Genomic DNA, 17,431 nt, shown 5'->3' on the forward strand with positions numbered 1-17,431 from the left:
AGGAGATAGTGCGATGAAAATGACCGCACCGATGGAAATGGGGCTGACCGTGCGCGATCTGCCCAGGATGCTGGCGTTCTACCAAGAGGCCTTTGGCTTCACGATTGCCGCCGATGTGACCGTCCCCGCCGAGAAAGCGGATTTGGCCGCACTCAGCCGAGGCGGCTACCGTGTCGTGCGGCTGCAAACCTCTTGGGGGGAACGGATCAAATTGCTCGCGCCAGAGATCGCCCCGGCCGAGCGCCCTGAGCCAACGGACCACATTCTGGACCGCCACGAAGCCATGTACCTGACCTTCATCGTCGACGATCTGCGCGCCGTTGTGGCCCGCGTTGTCGCGGCGGGTGGCACTTTGATGACGGGCGATGAGCCGGTCGAAGTCCGTCCCGGCACTTTCCTTGCCTTCCTGCGCGACCCGGAGGGGCATATCGTCGAGATTGTCGAATATGCCGACATCACCGAGTATCGCGCAGACCTTGCGGAGGTGTCGGCATGATGTTTGATTTCGCAGGCCGCACGCTGGTTCTCACGGGGGCCAATGGCGGCATCGGTCGCGCCGTGGCGGAATTGTTCCATACCGCAGGCGCCAATCTGGTCCTGGCCGATCTCGATGGCGCAGCGCTGGCGGATTTTTCCGCCACCTTGAGCTCTCCGAAAGGCGGCACGATTGAAACGCTCGCCGTGGATGCGGCCAATCCCGATGACGCCGACCGGATCGTCGCGGTCGCGGCCAAACTCGGCGGCATCGATTTTCTCGTGCCCTCCGCCGGCATCTATATGGCGGAGCCTTTCGCCGAGATGACCGACGATCAATGGCGCCGTACCCTGTCCATCAACCTCGATGGGGTCTTCTACCTTACCCGCCGCTCGGTCGACCATTTGAAAGCCGGATCGTCCATCGTCAACCTCAGCTCGCTCGCCGCGCATCGTGGTGCCAAGACCAACGCGCATTACGGCGCGTCCAAGGGCGCGATCAGCGCCATGACCCGGGCGCTTGCCAATGAGTTGGCACCCAAAACGCGGGTCAATGTCGTGGCTCCGGGTGTGATCGACACGCCGATGACGCGCGATCTGATCGCGACGCGGGGCGACGACACGCTTAGGCACACGCCGATGGGGCGGACCGGGCAGGCGTCCGAGATCGCCACAGTCATCGCCTTTCTGTGCAGTGAGGCGGCGAGTTTTGTGAACGGCGAAACCCTTCACGTCAACGGCGGGCTTTACATGAGCTGAGCGAGCGCAACGCGCAGAAGTAACACAGTTTTTCAACCCGGCGACCCGAGGAGGGCGTTTCCGGGACCGGAGGAGAATTATCATGACGACCATATTCGATTTCACCGGACGCACCGCGCTTGTGACAGGTGCCGCTTCGGGCCTCGGCCTTGCCATGGCGCGCGCTTTTGTGGGCGCGGGCGCCCATGTCGTGCTCTTCGATCTGGACGAGGACGGCGTGCGGGCGGCGGCGGATGCCTTGAACGCCGATCATCCCGGACGGGTCATGGCGCTTGCGGGCTCGATCACCGACACAGGCACGGTTGCGGCAGCCTGTGAGGCGGCGGTGGCTTTTGGCGGGCGGCTCGATGTGGTGATGAACAACGCGGGCATCTCCGGCAATGGGCCATCCCTTGATCTCGATGAAGCGACCTGGCGTCGGGGCATCGACATCAATCTCAGCGGTGCGTTTTTCGTCGCTCAGGCCGCGGGCCGGATCATGGCGGAACAGGGCGGCGGCAGCATCGTCAACACCGCCTCGATGTACGGTGTCGTCACGGCGCCTGAGCGCGCCGCCTATTGCGCCGCCAAGGCGGGGGTTGTGGCGCTCACCAAGGTTCTGGCCATCGAATGGGCCGACCGCAACATCCGCGTCAACGCCATCGCGCCCGGCTATGTGCGCACCGCACTGACCGAAAACCTCGCTGCGCAAGGCCGTCTGGACCTTGACGCGCTCAACGCGCGGGTGCCCGCGGGGCGTCTCGGTACGCCCGAGGAAATCGCTTCCGCTTCCCTGTTTCTCGCTTCGGACGCTTCCGCCTATGTGACCGGCCAGACGCTGGTCGCCGATGGTGGCTGGTCCTCCTACAGCTATTTGTAAAGGACATCTCTCATGCCGATCTATGACGATCTGACGCCGAAAGCCTTCTGGCGTGACATCAAAGCCTCCGACAAGGATCGCACCGAGCTTGACCCCACCGTCGGGCGCACGATGCTGAGCCAATTGCATCTCATTCGTGCCTTCGAAGAGAAGGTGCTCGATCTGGCAGGGCAGGGGCTTGTCCACGGTCCCGCCCACTCCGCGATTGGCCAAGAAGGTGGTGCTGTCGGCTCCGCCATGGCGATGCGAGGCTCCGATCAGGTGAACGGCTCGCACCGGGCGCACCATCAGTTCCTCGCCAAGGCGCTGGCCTATGCAGCCCCCGAAGGCATCGACCCGGAAAAGAGCTTTGGCGAGACGCTGCGGCACCTGTCGAAACGCACCCTGTCGGAAATTCTCGGCCTGTCCGAGGGCTTTTGTAAAGGCCGCGGTGGCTCGATGCACCTGCGTTGGGCCGAAAGCGGTAACCTTGGCACCAATGCGATCGTCGGCGGCGGTGTTCCCATGGCGGCGGGTGCGGCCTGGGCGCATAAAAAGGCGGGAACGGGGGATGTGGTCTACACCTATTTCGGCGATGGCGCGGTCAACATCGGCTCTGTGCTGGAGACCATGAACATCGCCGCCGCGTGGAAGCTGCCGATCTGTTTCTTCATTGAAAACAACCGCTACGCCGTCTCGACCCATGTCGAAGAGGTCACTGCCGAGACGCGGCTTTCGGCGCGCGGTCTGGCCTTTGGCATCCCGGCCTTCAAGGTTGACGGCATGGACACGCTGTCCGTGTATCTGGCCTCCGAGGAAGCCAATAAGATCATGCGCGCGGGCGAAGGTCCTGTGGTGATCGAGGCCGATGTCTACCGCTATTTCCACCAAAACGGCGCGTTGCCGGGCTCTGCCTTTGGCTATCGCACGAAGGAAGAAGAGCAGGAATGGCGCGGCCGCGATCCGCTCGACGCCATGGCACGCGACCTGATGGAGCGTCAGATCATCGGCGCGCAAGCCGTCGAAGATCTGCGCACTCAGGCGCAAGAGATGATGGAAGAGATCGCGGGCGAGCTGATCGAAGAGGTCGACGGCAAACGCCGCATCAAACCGGCGCTCTGGCCCGAAGAAAGCTTCCGCGATTTCGGACTGCGCGGCGATCTGTCGGAATTCGACGGCGCGCGTTTTGAGGAACAAGACGCGTTTTCCGGCACACTCAAGGACAATGTGAAATTCATCGATGCCGTGGCCGATGTGATGATGCGCCGGATGGAAACGGACGAGCGTGTCGTCGTCATGGGCGAGGATGTGCACCGCCTCAAAGGCGGCACCAATGGCGCGACCAAAGGCCTGTCGGACAAGTTCCCGGATCGCTGCCTCGGCACGCCGATTGCGGAGAACGCCTTTACGGGCCTCGCCGCAGGTATGGCCGCCGACGGGCGCGTGCGTCCGGTGATCGAATTCATGTACCCGGACTTCATGTGGGTGGCTGCGGATCAGGTCTTCAACCAGATCGGCAAGGCGCGTCACATGTTCGGCGGCGACAATGCCATGCCCCTGGTTTTGCGCACGAAAGTGGCGATGGGCACGGGTTATGGCTCGCAGCACTCGATGGACCCGGCGGGGATTTTCGCAACCGCCCCCGGCTGGCGCATCGTCGCGCCCTCGACGCCCTATGACTATGTCGGGCTGATGAACGCGGCGCTTCAGTGTGAGGACCCGGTTCTGGTGATCGAACACGTCGATCTCTACGCCTCAAAAGGCGTCGGGCCTGCCGATGATCTCGACTACATGATCCCGCTGGGCAAGGCAAAAGTCGTCCGCGAAGGCGCGCGTGTCACTGTGCTGACCTATCTCGCCATGGTCGAAAAGACCCGCGAGGTGGTCGAGCGTCTGGGCGTGGATGCCGAAATCATCGACCTGCGCAGCCTGGATCGCGCCGGGCTCGATTGGGAAACCATTGAGGCCTCGATCGAGAAGACCGGCAATGTGTTGATCGTCGAACAGGGCGCCTCTGGGACGTCTTATGGCGGCTGGCTCGCCGACGAGATTCAGCGCCGTTGTTTCGACTTCCTCGATCAGCCGATCAAGCGGGTGCATGGTGCCGAGGCCTCGCCCAGCATTTCCAAAGTGTTGGAAGCGGCGGCTTGCGCGCGTCCGCAAGACATCGAAGCGGGCCTGCGCGAGGTCATGGCCGATCAGGGCCTGCCGCTCGCGGCAACGGCGGCGGAATAAGGAGAGACATCATGCCCAAGGAAATCATACTGCCCTCGCTCTCCGCCGGAATGGAAGACGCGGTGATCGCCAATTGGCTCAAGGCGGAAGGCGAGGCCGTGAAGGCGGGCGAAGCGCTGGCCGAGGTCGAAACGGACAAGGCAACGATGGAATTCGAGGCCGAGGCCGACGGGGTGATGGGCAAGATCCTCACCCCCGCCGGTGAGCGCGCCGATGTGAATGCGGTGATCGCGGTCCTCTTGTTGGAGGGCGAAGATGCCTCTGTTCTGGACGGCTATACGCCGGGTGGGGCGGCGCCTGCGAAAACGGTTGAAGCTCCTGTGGACGCGCCGAAAGTCGAAGCAGCCCCGGTGGCGAAATCCTCCGACAAGATTGCAGCCTCGCCGCTCGCGCGCCGGATTGCGGCACAGAAAGGCGTCGATCTCTCGGGGCTCGCGGGGTCTGGCCCGCGCGGTCGCATCGTGCGGATCGACGTGGAACGTGCCGCCGAGGCCGGGGCGGTCGCTCCTGTGGCGGCTCCTGTAAAGGTCGCCGCTGCGCCCAACCTTGCGGGCATCGGCGACTACGAGGAAATCCCCCACACCGGCATGCGTCGCACCATCGCGCGGCGGCTGCTCGAGTCGAAAACCACCGTGCCGCATTTCTACCTTGAGGCCGATTGCGACATCGAGGCGCTCATGGCGCTTCGGGCCCAGATCAACGAGGGCCGCGAGAAAGCGGACCGGATTTCAGTCAATGATTTCATCGTTAAAGCGGTCGCAACCGCGCTGGCCAAAGTGCCCGCCGCCAATGCGATCTGGACCGATGAGGCGGTGTTGCAGCTCAAATCCATCGACATTTCCGTGGCGGTCGCGACCGATGGCGGGCTGATCACGCCGGTGCTGCGCAATGCCGATCAAAAGAGCCTCGGCACGCTGTCCTCCGAGATGAAAGCGCTGGCCGCCAAGGCCCGTGAGGGCCGTCTGAAACCGGATGAATACCAAGGTGGCGGCTTCTCTCTGTCGAACCTCGGCATGTATGGGGTTAAAAGTTTTTCCGCGATCATCAACCCGCCGCAGAGCTGCATTCTTGCCGTCGGTGCCGCCGAAAAACGTCCCGTCGGGCGCGGCGATCAGATCGTGCTGGCCCCCGTCATGAGCGTGACGCTGTCGGTCGATCACCGGACCGTCGATGGCGCCGTGGGCGCGCAGTGGTTGGCGGCCTTCAAAGCCGGTATTGAAAATCCGATGAGCCTGTTGGTGTAACATGATCACGGGGCACACCAAAACGCTGGCGATCCTCGCCGATCCGGTCACCCATGTGCGCACGCCGCAGGCGCTCAACGCGCGGTTTGAGGCGGAGGGCGTGGATGCCGTTCTGGTCCCGCTCGAAGTGCCGCCCGAGGCCTTGGAGCCGATGCTCAAAGGTCTCGCCAGCGCACGCAATTTCGCGGGCGCCGTGATTACCGTGCCGCATAAAACCGCGCTGCCAGCACTCTGCGATGCGCTGAGCGCGCGCGCGGCGGCGGCGCAAAGCGTCAATGTCATCCGGCGCAGGTCGGACGGGTCGCTCTACGGCGATATCCTCGACGGCGAAGGCTTTGCACGCGGGTTGGAACAGGCGGGTGTAACGCTTTTTGGCAAGCGGGTGTTCCTCGCGGGGGCAGGGGGCGCGGCGAGTGCCATCGCCTTTGCTCTGGCGGAACGGGGCATCTCGGCGCTGACCGTTGCGAACCGGTCTCTGGGCAAAGCAGAGGCGCTCATCGCGCGGCTTGCGGCGCATTTCCCCGATGTGGATTTCGCCGCCGCCACCGATCCCGCCGGGTATGACATCGCGATCAACGGCACCTCTTTGGGTCTCAAGCCCGAGGATGCGCTGCCCTTCGATCCCGCAACACTCGATCCCGGTACCCTGGTCGCCGAGGTCATCATGCAGCCGGAGATCACGCCGCTGTTGCACGCCGCCGAGGCGCGCGGGCTCATGATCCATCCGGGGCATCACATGTTGGAGGCGCAGTTGACGGAGATGCTGCGGTTTCTGACGCATGAGGAGGAAGAATAATGAGTTTCACACTTGAGGACCTGCGCGCCACCGGGCTGTTGCGCGACGCCAATCTGGTTGCCGGAGACTGGATCGAGGCCGATCCGGAGACGGGCATCGCCGTGCACAATCCCGCCGACGGGTCGCTGATCGGCTATGTCCCGAAACTGGGCCGTGACGAGGTCGCCAAGGCGGTCAAGGCCGCCGAAGAGGCGCAAAAGACCTGGGCGGCACGGACCGCGAAAGACCGCTCAAACGTGCTGCGCACATGGTTCGATCTGATGATCGCGCATCGCGAGGCTTTGGCGCAAATTCTGACGCTGGAACAGGGCAAGCCTCTCGCGGAAGCCGCAGGCGAAATCACCTACGGCGCGAGCTTTGTCGAATGGTTCGCCGAAGAGGCGCGTAGGGTTTACGGCGAGACCATTCCCGGCCATCAGCCCGACAAACGTATCCTCGTGATGAAGCAACCCATCGGCGTCGTTGCTGCGATCACGCCGTGGAATTTCCCCAATGCGATGATCACGCGCAAGGCCGGACCGGCCTTTGCCGCCGGTTGTGGCATGGTGTTGAAACCCGCGTCCCAGACGCCCTATTCCGCCATCGCTCTTGCGGTTTTGGCGGAGCGCGCGGGACTGCCCAAGGGCCTCTTCAGCGTCATCACCGGGTCTGCCGCGCAGATCGGTGCGGAGCTGACCGAGAACCCGGTGGTGCGCAAATTGACCTTCACCGGGTCTACCGAAATCGGCGCTATGCTCTATGCGCAATCGGCGCCGACGATTAAGAAACTCGGGCTGGAACTGGGCGGCAACGCGCCGTTTATCGTCTTTGATGACGCCGATCTCGATGCTGCCGTCGAAGGCGCGTTGATTGCGAAATTCCGCAACAATGGTCAGACCTGCGTCTGTGCCAACCGCATCTATGTGCAGGATGGGGTCTATGATGTCTTTGCCGAGAAACTGGCTAAGGCGGTTTCGAACCTGCGCACCGGCAACGGTATGGAGAGCGGGGTCGAGCTCGGTCCGCTGATCGACGAGAGCGCGTTGGAGAAAGTGCAGAGCCATGTCACCGATGTGGTGGAAAAAGGTGGGCGCGTGCTTGCCGGTGGCAAACCCCATGCTCTGGGCGGCACCTTCTATGAGCCGACGGTTCTGGCCGATGTGACCTCCGACATGGCGGTCGCGCGCGAGGAAACCTTTGGTCCCGTCGCGCCCTTGTTCCGCTTCACCGACGAAGCCGAGGCGATCCAAGCTGCCAATGACACCGAATTCGGCCTCGCCTCCTATTTCTACGCTCAAGATGTGGCGCGGATTTTCCGGGTCTCCGAGGCGCTGGAATACGGCATGGTCGGGGTCAACACCGGGTTGATTTCCACCGCCGAAGCGCCTTTCGGCGGGGTCAAAATGTCCGGTCTGGGCCGCGAGGGCTCGCGTCACGGCATCGAAGATTTCCTTGAATTGAAATACGTCTGTTTGGGGGGCATCGCATGAGCGGGACGGATCAAAACTTCGACCTCGTGGTCATCGGCGCGGGCCCCGGCGGCTATGTGGCCGCCATTCGTGCGGCGCAGCTTGGCCTCAAGGTCGCTTGCGTGGAGCGCGAAAACCTTGGCGGGATTTGCCTGAACTGGGGCTGTATCCCGACCAAGGCGCTGTTGCGCTCGGCGGATGTGTTTCACAGCATGCACCGGGCCAATGAATTCGGCCTCTCGGTGAAGGATATTTCCTTCGATCTCGACGCCATCGTCAAGCGGTCTCGCGGCGTTGCGGCGCAGATGAACGGTGGGATCAAGGCCTTGTTCAAAAAGAACAAAGTGACCTCGATCATGGGTGAGGCCAAGCTGGCCGGCAAGGGTAAGGTCGAGGTGAAATCTGAGAAGGGCACCGAGGTTCTGAGCGCGAAAAACATCATCGTCGCGACCGGTGCGCGGGCGCGTGAGCTGCCGGGGCTGGAGGCCGACGGCGATCTGGTCTGGACCTACCGCCACGCGTTGAAACCGGTGCGGATGCCGAAGAAGCTCTTGGTCATCGGGTCGGGCGCGATTGGCATCGAATTCGCGTCTTTCTATAATACGCTGGGCGCCGACACGACGGTGGTCGAGGTGATGGATCGCGTGCTTCCCGTTGAAGACAAAGACATTTCCGCCTTCGCCAAGAAGCAGTTCGAAAAGCAGGGGATGAAGATCCTGCAAAAGGCGATGGTCAAGAAACTCGACCGCACGCCGGGCAAGGGCGTCGTTGCGCATATCGAAATGGGCGGCAAGACCGAGACGATGGAATTCGACACGGTGATTTCCGCGGTCGGCATCGTCGGCAATGTCGAGGGGCTGGGCCTTGAGGAGGCGGGTGTGAAAATCGACCGCACCCATGTCGTGACCGACGAATTCTGCCGCACCGGTGTGGACGGGTTGTTCGCTATCGGCGACATCGCGGGCGCGCCTTGGCTGGCGCATAAGGCCTCGCACGAGGGCGTCATGGTGGCCGAGCTGATCGCCGGGAAACACCCGCATCCGATCAAGCCGAATTCCATCGCGGGCTGCACCTATTGCCACCCGCAGGTGGCTTCTGTGGGGCTCACAGAAGACAAGGCGAAAGAGGCAGGTTATGAGGTCAAGATCGGCAAATTCCCGTTTATCGGCAATGGCAAAGCCGTTGCGATGGGGGAGGCCGAGGGGCTGATCAAAACGGTGTTCGACGCGAAAACGGGCGAGCTTCTGGGCGCGCATATGGTGGGCGCGGAGGTGACGGAAATGATCCAGGGCTATGTCATCGCGCGGCAACTTGAGACCACGGAAGAGGACCTGATGGAAACCGTCTTCCCGCACCCGACCATGTCGGAAATGATGCACGAAGCGGTGCTCGCGGCCTATGGCCGGGCGCTCCATATTTGAGGGTGGGCGGGTGTCAGGTGTCTTGCATATAAAGTGTCAGACGCTTGGCGGCGTTCTTGAGATGGGACGCCGCCGCCTCGCGGGCGCGCTCGGCATCTCCGGCCTCGATGGCCGCGAAAATGGCGCGATGCTCGTCCTGCACAAGGTCGGTCAGCCCTTTGCGCGAGCTGTTGGTGCGGGCCTGTCGGATCAGATGCCGCACGCGATTTTCCAGAAACGCGCCGAAAGAGATGAACAGGTGATTGCCGGTCGCCTTCAGAATTTCGGAGTGAAAGGCCATGTCCTGTTCGATGCCGTTTTCGCCGCGCGCGATGGCGGCGTCGATGGCATTGAGCGCCGCGCCGATAGCCTCAAGATCCGCCGGGCTGCGCCGTTGTGCGGCCAATGCGGCGGCGGAGGCCTCATGGGCGAGAAGGAATTCGAAGACCCGCTCGATTTCTTCCTTGTCGTCCAGCTCTGTGCGGGCAAGGCAAAACGAGGCCTCCGGCAATTCGTCGACCACGAAGATGCCGCGGCCCTGATAGCTTTGCACGATGCCGTCCTGTTTGAGTGCAAAAATCGCTTCGCGGATCACTGCGCGGCTGACCCCGAAGGTTTCGCCCAACACCGCTTCGGTCGGCAGGCGCTCACCTGGGCGAAAGACATTCTGTTCGATCTCGCGGCGCAAAATATCCGCCACCTTACTGGCATAGCTGCGCGGTGGGGAAAGTTTGTGTTTGGGGCCAGAGGTTTTCTGGCCAGAGAGTCTCTGACCTGTCGAAGGGGGCATCAGACATCCGTTGGTTCGCTGCGGGTCTTGGCAATTTAGGGTGGAGCTACGGAGGAAGGCAAGTTGGTTGTAAGTTTTTCAACTTATCAGCTTGTCAGACAAATTTGCGTTTTGTAACGTAACGTCATGCGAGGCGACCGACGGGAGATCGGTCATTCGCATCAGGGAGGACATATCATGACTGAGACCGCCGCGACCAAAGCGACGGGGCCCGCGTGGCTGCGCCTTGGGGTGACCCAGGAAACCATCGTATTTTTCATCGCTATCGCGTTCTTTGCCGTCTTCGCCGTGACGCTGCCGGGCTTTATGGCCTCGGACAACCTGTTGTCGCTTTTGCAGAACGTCTCTGTGCTGGGAATCTTGGGCGTGGCGATGGGGATCGTCGTGATCGGGCGGGGGATCGATCTGGCCATGGTGGCCACGATGGCGATGTCCACGGCCTGGACGATTTCTCTGATGAATGCTGGTACGGATGCGATGAGCGCCGTGCTTTTGGGGCTGGGATTTGCCGCCGTGATCGGCATCGTTATGGGCATTTTGGTCGCTTACGTCGAAATTCCGGCGATCTTTGCAACGCTCGCGATGTCGACGGTCATCTACGGCTTTGGCCGTCTCGCGCTTGTGGATCTCGATGTGATCTACGTGCCCGAAGATGCCGGTTGGCTGCGCGCGATTTCCGGAAACGTGGGGGGCGTGCCTTTGCCGGTGATCTGGTTCGGGCTTGTGGCGCTTTTGGCCTATGCGTTTCTCCGGTTCACCCGGCGCGGGCGGTATATCTACGCCATGGGCGACAACTATGAAGCCGCGCGCATCACTGGCATTCCGGCGCGCCCGATGACGGTGCTGCAATATCTGCTGTCCTCCGTGATTGCCTTTGGCGCCGGGATCATCACCGCCTCGCTTCTGGCGACCGTGAACATCCGCGTCGCGCAATCGACCATGGTCTACGACGTGATCCTTGTGGTCGTGCTGGGCGGGATTGGGCTGAGCGGGGGTAAGGGCGGCGTGCGCAATGTCATCGTCGGCACGGTTCTGATCGGCATTCTGCTCAATGGCATGACCATCATGGACCTGTCTTTCACGCTTCAGAACCTTGTGAAAGGCGCGGTGCTTCTGGTGGCGATCATCGTCGACAGTTTCGTGAACCCGCGCGACGAACAGACCGCGCAGCAAGGGGACATCTGACCACACTTCAAAGACTTAAATGACGCTCTAGGACACGAGGGAGGAACTCATGAAGGGCATTTTGAAAGGCGCGCTGATGGCGCTGACACTGGCGGGGGGAGCCGCACAGATCGCGCAGGCCGAACAATTCGATGACGGTCTCGCACCGCAATATTACAACGCGCTCAAGGATAAGAAGGTGGTGTTCCTGCCGCTCGCCATGAGCTTTGATCTGCCGCAGGTCTGGGCCGAAGGCATGCAGACCCAGGCCGACCGTCTCGGCTATGAGCTGTCGATCCGTGACCCGAACTGGTCCAGCGACGTTGGTGCGCAGGCACTGACCACGCTGATCAGCGAAAAGCCCGATCTCATGGTCGTGCACAACCCGGACATGCAGGTCTACGCCCGCCTTCTGACCCGCGCGCAGAAAGAGGGCATCAAGGTCATTCAGATCAACCTGAAATCGGTCGCCACCACGGACGCCTATGTCGGTGTGAACTGGTATGAGGTCGGTGTGCATCAGGCGAATATGGCGATCGCAGCTTGTGCGCCCGACGCAGGCGGCAGCGGCAAGATCGCGATCATGCAGGGTACGCCCACGAACCCGAACAACGCCATCACCATGAGCGCCATTGAGGACGTTCTGGCCGATCACCCGGAGATCGAAGTGGTCTCTAGCCAGTCCGCCGACTGGGACGCGACCAAGGCGCATTCCGTGGCCTCGACCGTGATCAAACAGAACCCGGATCTCTGCGGCTATGTCGGTCTTTGGGAGGTCATGGACGCCGGTGTCGCCGCCGCAATCCGCGAGGCGGGTAAGACGGAAGAGATCAAGCTTTTCACCAACGGCGGCGGTCAGAAACCGGCCTGTGACAGCCTCGCCAATGGCGCTTTCACCGGCTACGTCAGCTATGACGCCTTCGGTCAGGCCCGCGATCTCACCAATGCGATTGCGCAGGTCATGCAGTCCGATCTCAAACCGGGCGAGGCGCCCTATGCGCTCTACACCCCGATCCGCGATCTGACCAAAGACACGATGCGCGACGATTCTTGCTGGACCATGGACGACGTCGCCAAGGCGCCGTTCTGATCCACGCCCTTCCACTCACATGACGTCTGACGTGCGGCCCTTCGGGGCCGCGCAAAGGCGCAGCTCATTTCGAGAGGGTTTCCGATATGTCCGTCTCCGACACCTATGCAAAGTGGCGTTATCGCTCCGTGCCGGATCACCTCCTGGGCGAGGTGCTGTCCAAAAACTGGATCGACAATGCGATCCCCTTTGCCTTCCTTTTGATCGTCGTGGCCCTCTTTGGCTCGCTGATCCCCGGCTTTCTCAGCCCCGCAGGCTTTTCCGATCTCGCCCGCCAACTGGGCGAAGTGGCGCTGATTTCCATCGGGCTGGGGCTTGTGATGCTCGCCGGCGGGATTGATCTCAGCGTGGGCTCGACCTTTGCCATGGCGAATTTCGTCTCTCTGGCGCTGATCAATTCTCTCGGTTGGCCGGTCTGGGCCGTGGTGCCCGCCGTGCTTTGCGTCGGCGCGCTCATCGGGCTGATGAACGGCATCCTGATTGGCTATTTGCGGCTCCGTGCCTTTCTGACGACCCTCGCGACCCTCATCATCGTGCGCGCCATGGTCGATCTTTTGATCCTGAGCTATGCCCGCGAAGTGGCGATGAGCATGACCCTGTCGGAGGCTTGGTTCTACCTTGGCGAAGGCTTCATCCTCGGCATTCCGGTCAACTTCCTGTTGCTGGTGGCGGTGGCCATTCTTGTGCACCTCGTGCTGTCGCGGATGCGCTTTGGCTGGCACATCCTCGCCGTCGGCGGCTCGCGCCGTTCGGCCTATAACGCCGGGATTTCGGTGCGCCGTACGGTCTGTGCGACCTATGTGATCTCCGGCGTCATGGCCGCAATGGCGGGCATTTTCTACGCCGCGCGTCTGGGCAGCGTCGGGCCGGACACCGGCATTGGCCTCGAAGTCACCGTGCTGACCGCCTGCGTCTTGGGCGGGATCAGCCTCGGCGGTGGGCGTGGCTCCGTGTTCAAGGCCTTCATCGGCACGGTCATCGTGCTCATGGTCACCAACAGCCTCATTCGCCTCAACATGCCCTCGGGCTCGACACCGCTCGTTCTTGGTCTCCTGCTGTTGCTCGCTGTCGCCGTTGACATCCGCTGGGTCAAGAACCGCCACAAACTTCTGTCGCGGGTCTATGTCGCGCCGACCTATTTCGACCTGCCGGAAGATCCGTCGGCCAATGTCGATGCCCCCTCGTCTTACGCGGTGAACGACAAGTTCCGCGATGTGACGGCGATCGGTCTGGGCGATCTCGACGGGCCGGAAGATATGATCTTCGACTCGAACGACAACCTCTACACCGGCGGGCGCCAAGGCGACATCGTGCGCTTCTTTGCGCCGGATTACACCCGCTCCGAGGTCTTCGTGCATTTGGGAGGCTTCCCTCTGGGCCTCGCGATGGACAAGGACGACAACCTGCACGCCTGTGTCGCGGGCATGGGCCTCTATATGGTCACGCCCGAGCGCGAGATCAAATGTCTCTCGGATGAGACCAACCGCAGCCTCTTGTCGATCATCGACGACTCGCGCATTCGCATGGCCGACGATCTCGACATCGCCGCCGATGGCCGGGTCTATTTCTCCGAGGCCACGATCCGTTACGGCGTCAGCGACTGGGCCGTCGACGCTTTGGAAGCGCGCGGCAACGGGCGTATTCTGGCCTATGATCCGAAAGACGGCTCGACCCGCACGGTGCTTTCGGGCCGCGTGTTCCCGAATGGCATCTGCATGGTCGATGACGGCGAGTCCCTGTTGTTCGCCGAAACATGGGCCTGCCGCATCAGCCGGTTCTGGTTCGCAGGCCCCCGCAAGGGTCAGGTCGAAGCGGTGATCGAAGACATCCCCGGCTACCCGGACAACATCAACCGCGCCTCGGACGGCACCTATTGGGTCGCGCTCGCGGGCATGCGCTCGCCCGCCTTCGATCTCAGCCTCAAGATGCCGGGGTTCCGCAAACGCATGGCGCAGCGCGTCGCCATGGACGAATGGCTCTACCCGAACCTCAACACCGGCTGCGTGCTCAAGATGACTTTGGACGGCACGGTGACGGAGTCGCTTTGGGACCTGAGCGGCGAGGCGCATCCGCAGATCACCTCGATCCGCGAACATAAGGGCGCGCTCTATTTGGGCGGCATCAACAACAACCGGATCGGGCGTTACGAACTGCCCGAGGCGGACCAAACATGGACCAGCCAGAACGATTATTGGGGGCGCACATGATCACGGCATTCAAGCGCGTATTTGACCGGGTGACCGGCGCGGGCGAGGCGGCGGTCACCGTGCCGCCGATGGACGGGGCGTTCAAGGCCAACATGGCGCTGGAGAACGCGCCCGTGTGGGCGGAAATCCCGACCCCGGACAATCTCACGCTTTGGCGGGGCGATGTGTATCTGTCGAGCGGGCCTGTGCTGTACCGCAGCGACACGGCGGGTACGTTGACCGAAGTGGCGCGTTATGAGGCTGCGATCACAGCCTTAGCGGCGGGGGATACTCTGGCGGTGGCCGTCGCGGGGCAGGGCGTGATGCTGCGCTCTGAGACGGGCGAGACGGACCTCATTTCCGCGACGGCCTTCAATGGTGCCGGATGTCTCACCGCGATGAGTTTTGCCAAGGACGGTACGCTTATTTTGGCAAGCGGCTCCACCCGTCACAGCCCCGAAGACTGGGCGCGCAACCTGATGGAGCGCCGCACGGACGGGGCCATCTGGGCTGTCAAACCCGGTGAGCCACCGCGCCGTTTGGCGGAAGGTCTCGCCTGGCCTTCGGGCCTGATGTGCCAGGAAGACAAGGGCCGGGTGATCGTGTCCGAGGCTTGGCGCAACCGGCTGATCGCGCTTCCGATGGTCGGCGGTGTGCCCGATGTGGTGCTCGACAACCTTCCGGCCTATTCGGGGCGGTTGATCGCCTCCGACGCGGGCGCCTACCTCTGTTGCTTTGCGCCGCGCAGCCAGCTCATCGAATTCGTGCTGCGCGAACCGGCCTATCGCACGCGCATGATGGCGGAGGTGCCGCCGCAATTCTGGGTCGCGCCTGCGCTGCGCTCCGGCGACAGCTACCGCGAACCGCTTCAGGGTGGGGCGGTCAAGCAGCTCGGCATCCTGAAACCCTGGGCGCCGACACGCTCCTACGGGCTTTTGGTCGTGCTGGACCATAGCTTTTTGCCACGCCGCAGTTTCCACAGTCGCGCCGACGGCACTCGCCACGGCATCACCAGCGCCTGCGCCACGCCTGAGGGCCTCTTCGTCACCTCCTATGGCGGCGACGTGGTGTTGACCCTGCCGGATGAAGCCCGAAAAGGAGAGCAATCATGAACGCCCCTTTGATTGAAATGCAGAATGTCTCGAAAGATTACCGGGGCGTTTTTGCCGTGCGCAATGTCGATTTCAACCTGCATGCCGGTGAGATTCACGCGCTTCTGGGCGAGAACGGTGCGGGCAAATCGACCCTGACCAAAATGATCGCGGGGGTGACCCAACGCTCCGAGGGTGAGATCCTCTTGGACGGCAAATCGATCAACTTCGCGACCCCGGCCGAGGCCTTGGACAACGGCATCGCCATGGTGTTTCAGGAGACCAGCCTCGTGCCCTCGATGACGGTGGCGCAGAACCTCTATTTGGGCGAAGAGAAACTCTTTAACCGCCTGCGCGGCCTTTATATCGCGGCACAGCAATTCCTGTCGTCTTTGAACTTCAACGTCGATCCATGGGCTAATGTCTCGATGCTTGGCGCTGCGCAAAAGCAATTGGTCGAGATCGCCCGTGCGGTGCGCCTCAACGCGCGTGTGATCATTTTCGACGAACCCACCGCGACGCTCACGCCAGAGGAGAAACACTATTTCTTCTCCCTCATCGAACGGCTGCGGCAGCGCGGCGTGTCCATCGTCTTCATCAGCCACGCGCTGGAGGAGGCGCTGGCGATTTCCGACCGGATCACCATCTTGCGCGACGGCGAATTGGTGGCCTCAGACACCACCGACAAATTCGACCGCGACAGCATCATCGGCCATATGGTCGGGCGCAGCCTCTCGGACGAATTGTTCTACCACAAACACTCGGAAGACGGCGCCCGCAAACCCGGTAAAAAGGTGCTGAGCGTCGAAAACCTGTCGATGGGGTCCATGGTGCGCAACACCTCCTTCTCGCTCTATGAGGGGCAGGTGACGGGGCTTTTCGGGCTGATCGGCTCGGGGCGCACGGAGACGGCAAAGATCATCGCGGGCGTGCTCAAGCGCAACTTCTTTCATGGAGGGGAACTGCGCTATCTGGGCAAATCCGTGCGCTACCGCCAGCCGCATAAGGCGGTGATGGATGGCATCGTTTACGTCACGGAGGACCGCAAGGCCGAAGGATTTTTCGACCAGATGTCCATCGCCGAGAACATCTATATGGGCGACATCGTGACCAACCCGCCGCCCGGAGGTCTGACCACCGCGAGCGCGCAGCAGAAGATCACGGAAGAATGGTCGAAGCTCCTGCAAATCCGAGCGATCAATCCGAATGCGAAGATCGTCGAACTGTCGGGCGGCAACCAGCAAAAAGTGGTGATCGCGAAATCCCTGACCCAGAAACCCAAACTGGTGATCTTCGATGAGCCGACCAGGGGGGTGGATGTGGGCGCGATTGCGGAGATTCACAAGGTGATCCAGAGCCTCGCCGACAGTGGCATCGCCGTTTTGGTGATCTCGTCTTACCTGCCGGAAATTCTGGTGATCTCGGACCGGATTTTGGTGAGCCGTCTGGGCCGCGTGGTCGAGGAGTTCAGCCCCTCGGATGCCACCGAGGAGAAGATCATGTACGCGGCGGTTCACTGACGGGAGTGTATAGGGCGCTTATCAGAAAGGGATACCGGTTCGCTTCACCACCGCGGCGGTTCTTGTTCATGAGCTGATTGAGGCCAGTGACGAGAAGAGGCTCCTGCGCCTGCAAAAGCAGATGCTGGCACAGGAGCGGCTGATCATTGATGAATTGGGCTGTGTGCCACTGTGACGGGCCTGAAATCCGGGGCGGTCGGAGTCCGTGTTGTTGGAATGCAGGGGAGGGCATGGAGCGCTGCGGTCAAAGTTCACGAAGATGGAAGCGGATAGAGGTTCGATGAAAGACGCCCTGCTCAAGCTGATCGAGACCTCCATGGATCGGCATGTCGGTGCCGACAGCGCGCATGTCTTTGGGGGTCCCGCACCCTCCGCGCGCCGCGTAAGACGGTCGTA

At 62.1% G+C, this 17,431-nt stretch carries 14 protein-coding genes and 1 pseudogene; 14 read left to right on the forward strand and 1 reads right to left on the reverse strand.

Annotated elements, in window-relative coordinates; genetic code table 11:
* Positions 1 to 13 precede the first annotated feature (13 nt).
* The 8 genes from V1471_RS19735 to lpdA all read left to right on the forward strand — a co-directional run bounded on the left by V1471_RS19735 (position 14) and on the right by lpdA (position 9,215).
* Entirely contained in the window at positions 14 to 496 is a 483-nt protein-coding gene (locus V1471_RS19735) for a VOC family protein (protein ID WP_434291256.1), read from the forward strand.
* Positions 493 to 1,233, forward strand: a complete 741-nt coding sequence (locus tag V1471_RS19740) for an SDR family NAD(P)-dependent oxidoreductase (RefSeq protein ID WP_434291257.1) — start codon at positions 493 to 495, stop codon at positions 1,231 to 1,233. The genes V1471_RS19735 and V1471_RS19740 overlap by 4 nt, the downstream gene beginning before the upstream one ends.
* An 82-nt stretch (positions 1,234 to 1,315) precedes the next feature.
* Positions 1,316 to 2,092: an SDR family NAD(P)-dependent oxidoreductase gene (locus V1471_RS19745; protein ID WP_066705889.1), complete on the forward strand. Its 777-nt coding sequence runs from the start codon at positions 1,316 to 1,318 to the stop codon at positions 2,090 to 2,092.
* A 12-nt stretch (positions 2,093 to 2,104) separates the two neighbouring features.
* Positions 2,105 to 4,306 (forward strand): alpha-ketoacid dehydrogenase subunit alpha/beta, encoded by a 2,202-nt coding sequence (locus V1471_RS19750; protein ID WP_434291258.1) that lies wholly within the window; start codon positions 2,105 to 2,107, stop codon positions 4,304 to 4,306.
* Positions 4,307 to 4,317: 11 nt separating this feature from the next.
* Positions 4,318 to 5,550, forward strand: a complete 1,233-nt coding sequence (locus tag V1471_RS19755; RefSeq protein WP_434291260.1) for a pyruvate dehydrogenase complex dihydrolipoamide acetyltransferase — start codon at positions 4,318 to 4,320, stop codon at positions 5,548 to 5,550.
* A 1-nt stretch (position 5,551) separates the two neighbouring features.
* Positions 5,552 to 6,346 (forward strand): shikimate dehydrogenase family protein, encoded by a 795-nt coding sequence (locus tag V1471_RS19760; protein ID WP_434291261.1) that lies wholly within the window; start codon positions 5,552 to 5,554, stop codon positions 6,344 to 6,346.
* The gene (locus tag V1471_RS19765) at positions 6,346 to 7,815 is read left to right on the forward strand and encodes an NAD-dependent succinate-semialdehyde dehydrogenase (protein WP_434291263.1); all 1,470 of its coding nucleotides are present in this window, start codon (positions 6,346 to 6,348) and stop codon (positions 7,813 to 7,815) included. Before V1471_RS19760 ends, V1471_RS19765 begins: the two co-directional genes overlap by 1 nt.
* Positions 7,812 to 9,215 carry a dihydrolipoyl dehydrogenase gene (lpdA, locus tag V1471_RS19770; RefSeq protein WP_434291264.1) on the forward strand — a complete coding sequence of 468 codons (1,404 nt, stop codon included), beginning with the start codon at positions 7,812 to 7,814 and terminating at the stop codon, positions 9,213 to 9,215. The genes V1471_RS19765 and lpdA overlap by 4 nt, the downstream gene beginning before the upstream one ends.
* A 13-nt stretch (positions 9,216 to 9,228) precedes the next feature.
* On the opposite strand, the gene V1471_RS19775 is transcribed toward lpdA, so the two are convergent.
* Positions 9,229 to 9,984 carry a FadR/GntR family transcriptional regulator gene (locus V1471_RS19775; protein ID WP_434291266.1) on the reverse strand — a complete coding sequence of 252 codons (756 nt, stop codon included), beginning with the start codon at positions 9,982 to 9,984 and terminating at the stop codon, positions 9,229 to 9,231.
* Positions 9,985 to 10,161: 177 nt separating this feature from the next.
* Between V1471_RS19775 and V1471_RS19780 the strand changes: the two genes are divergently transcribed.
* From V1471_RS19780 to V1471_RS19805, 6 genes and pseudogenes are all read left to right on the forward strand, one after another.
* Positions 10,162 to 11,169: an ABC transporter permease gene (locus V1471_RS19780; RefSeq protein WP_434291267.1), complete on the forward strand. Its 1,008-nt coding sequence runs from the start codon at positions 10,162 to 10,164 to the stop codon at positions 11,167 to 11,169.
* Positions 11,170 to 11,218: 49 nt separating this feature from the next.
* Entirely contained in the window at positions 11,219 to 12,238 is a 1,020-nt protein-coding gene (locus V1471_RS19785) for a sugar ABC transporter substrate-binding protein (protein ID WP_434291269.1), read from the forward strand.
* 86 nt (positions 12,239 to 12,324) lie between these two features.
* The gene (locus V1471_RS19790) at positions 12,325 to 14,445 is read left to right on the forward strand and encodes an ABC transporter permease (protein ID WP_434291271.1); all 2,121 of its coding nucleotides are present in this window, start codon (positions 12,325 to 12,327) and stop codon (positions 14,443 to 14,445) included.
* Positions 14,442 to 15,536, forward strand: coding sequence for a hypothetical protein (locus V1471_RS19795; protein WP_434291273.1), 1,095 nt, complete (start codon positions 14,442 to 14,444; stop codon positions 15,534 to 15,536). Before V1471_RS19790 ends, V1471_RS19795 begins: the two co-directional genes overlap by 4 nt.
* Positions 15,533 to 17,035, forward strand: coding sequence for a sugar ABC transporter ATP-binding protein (locus tag V1471_RS19800; RefSeq protein WP_434291274.1), 1,503 nt, complete (start codon positions 15,533 to 15,535; stop codon positions 17,033 to 17,035). Before V1471_RS19795 ends, V1471_RS19800 begins: the two co-directional genes overlap by 4 nt.
* 16 nt (positions 17,036 to 17,051) lie before the next feature.
* Positions 17,052 to 17,207: pseudogene (locus V1471_RS19805) on the forward strand (ATP-binding protein); the annotation flags it as partial.
* Between the last annotated feature and the right edge of the window lie 224 nt (positions 17,208 to 17,431).

Origin of the sequence: Celeribacter sp. SCSIO 80788, assembly GCF_051054295.1 — a bacterium.
In the GTDB taxonomy this organism is placed as follows: Bacteria; Pseudomonadota; Alphaproteobacteria; order Rhodobacterales; family Rhodobacteraceae; genus Celeribacter.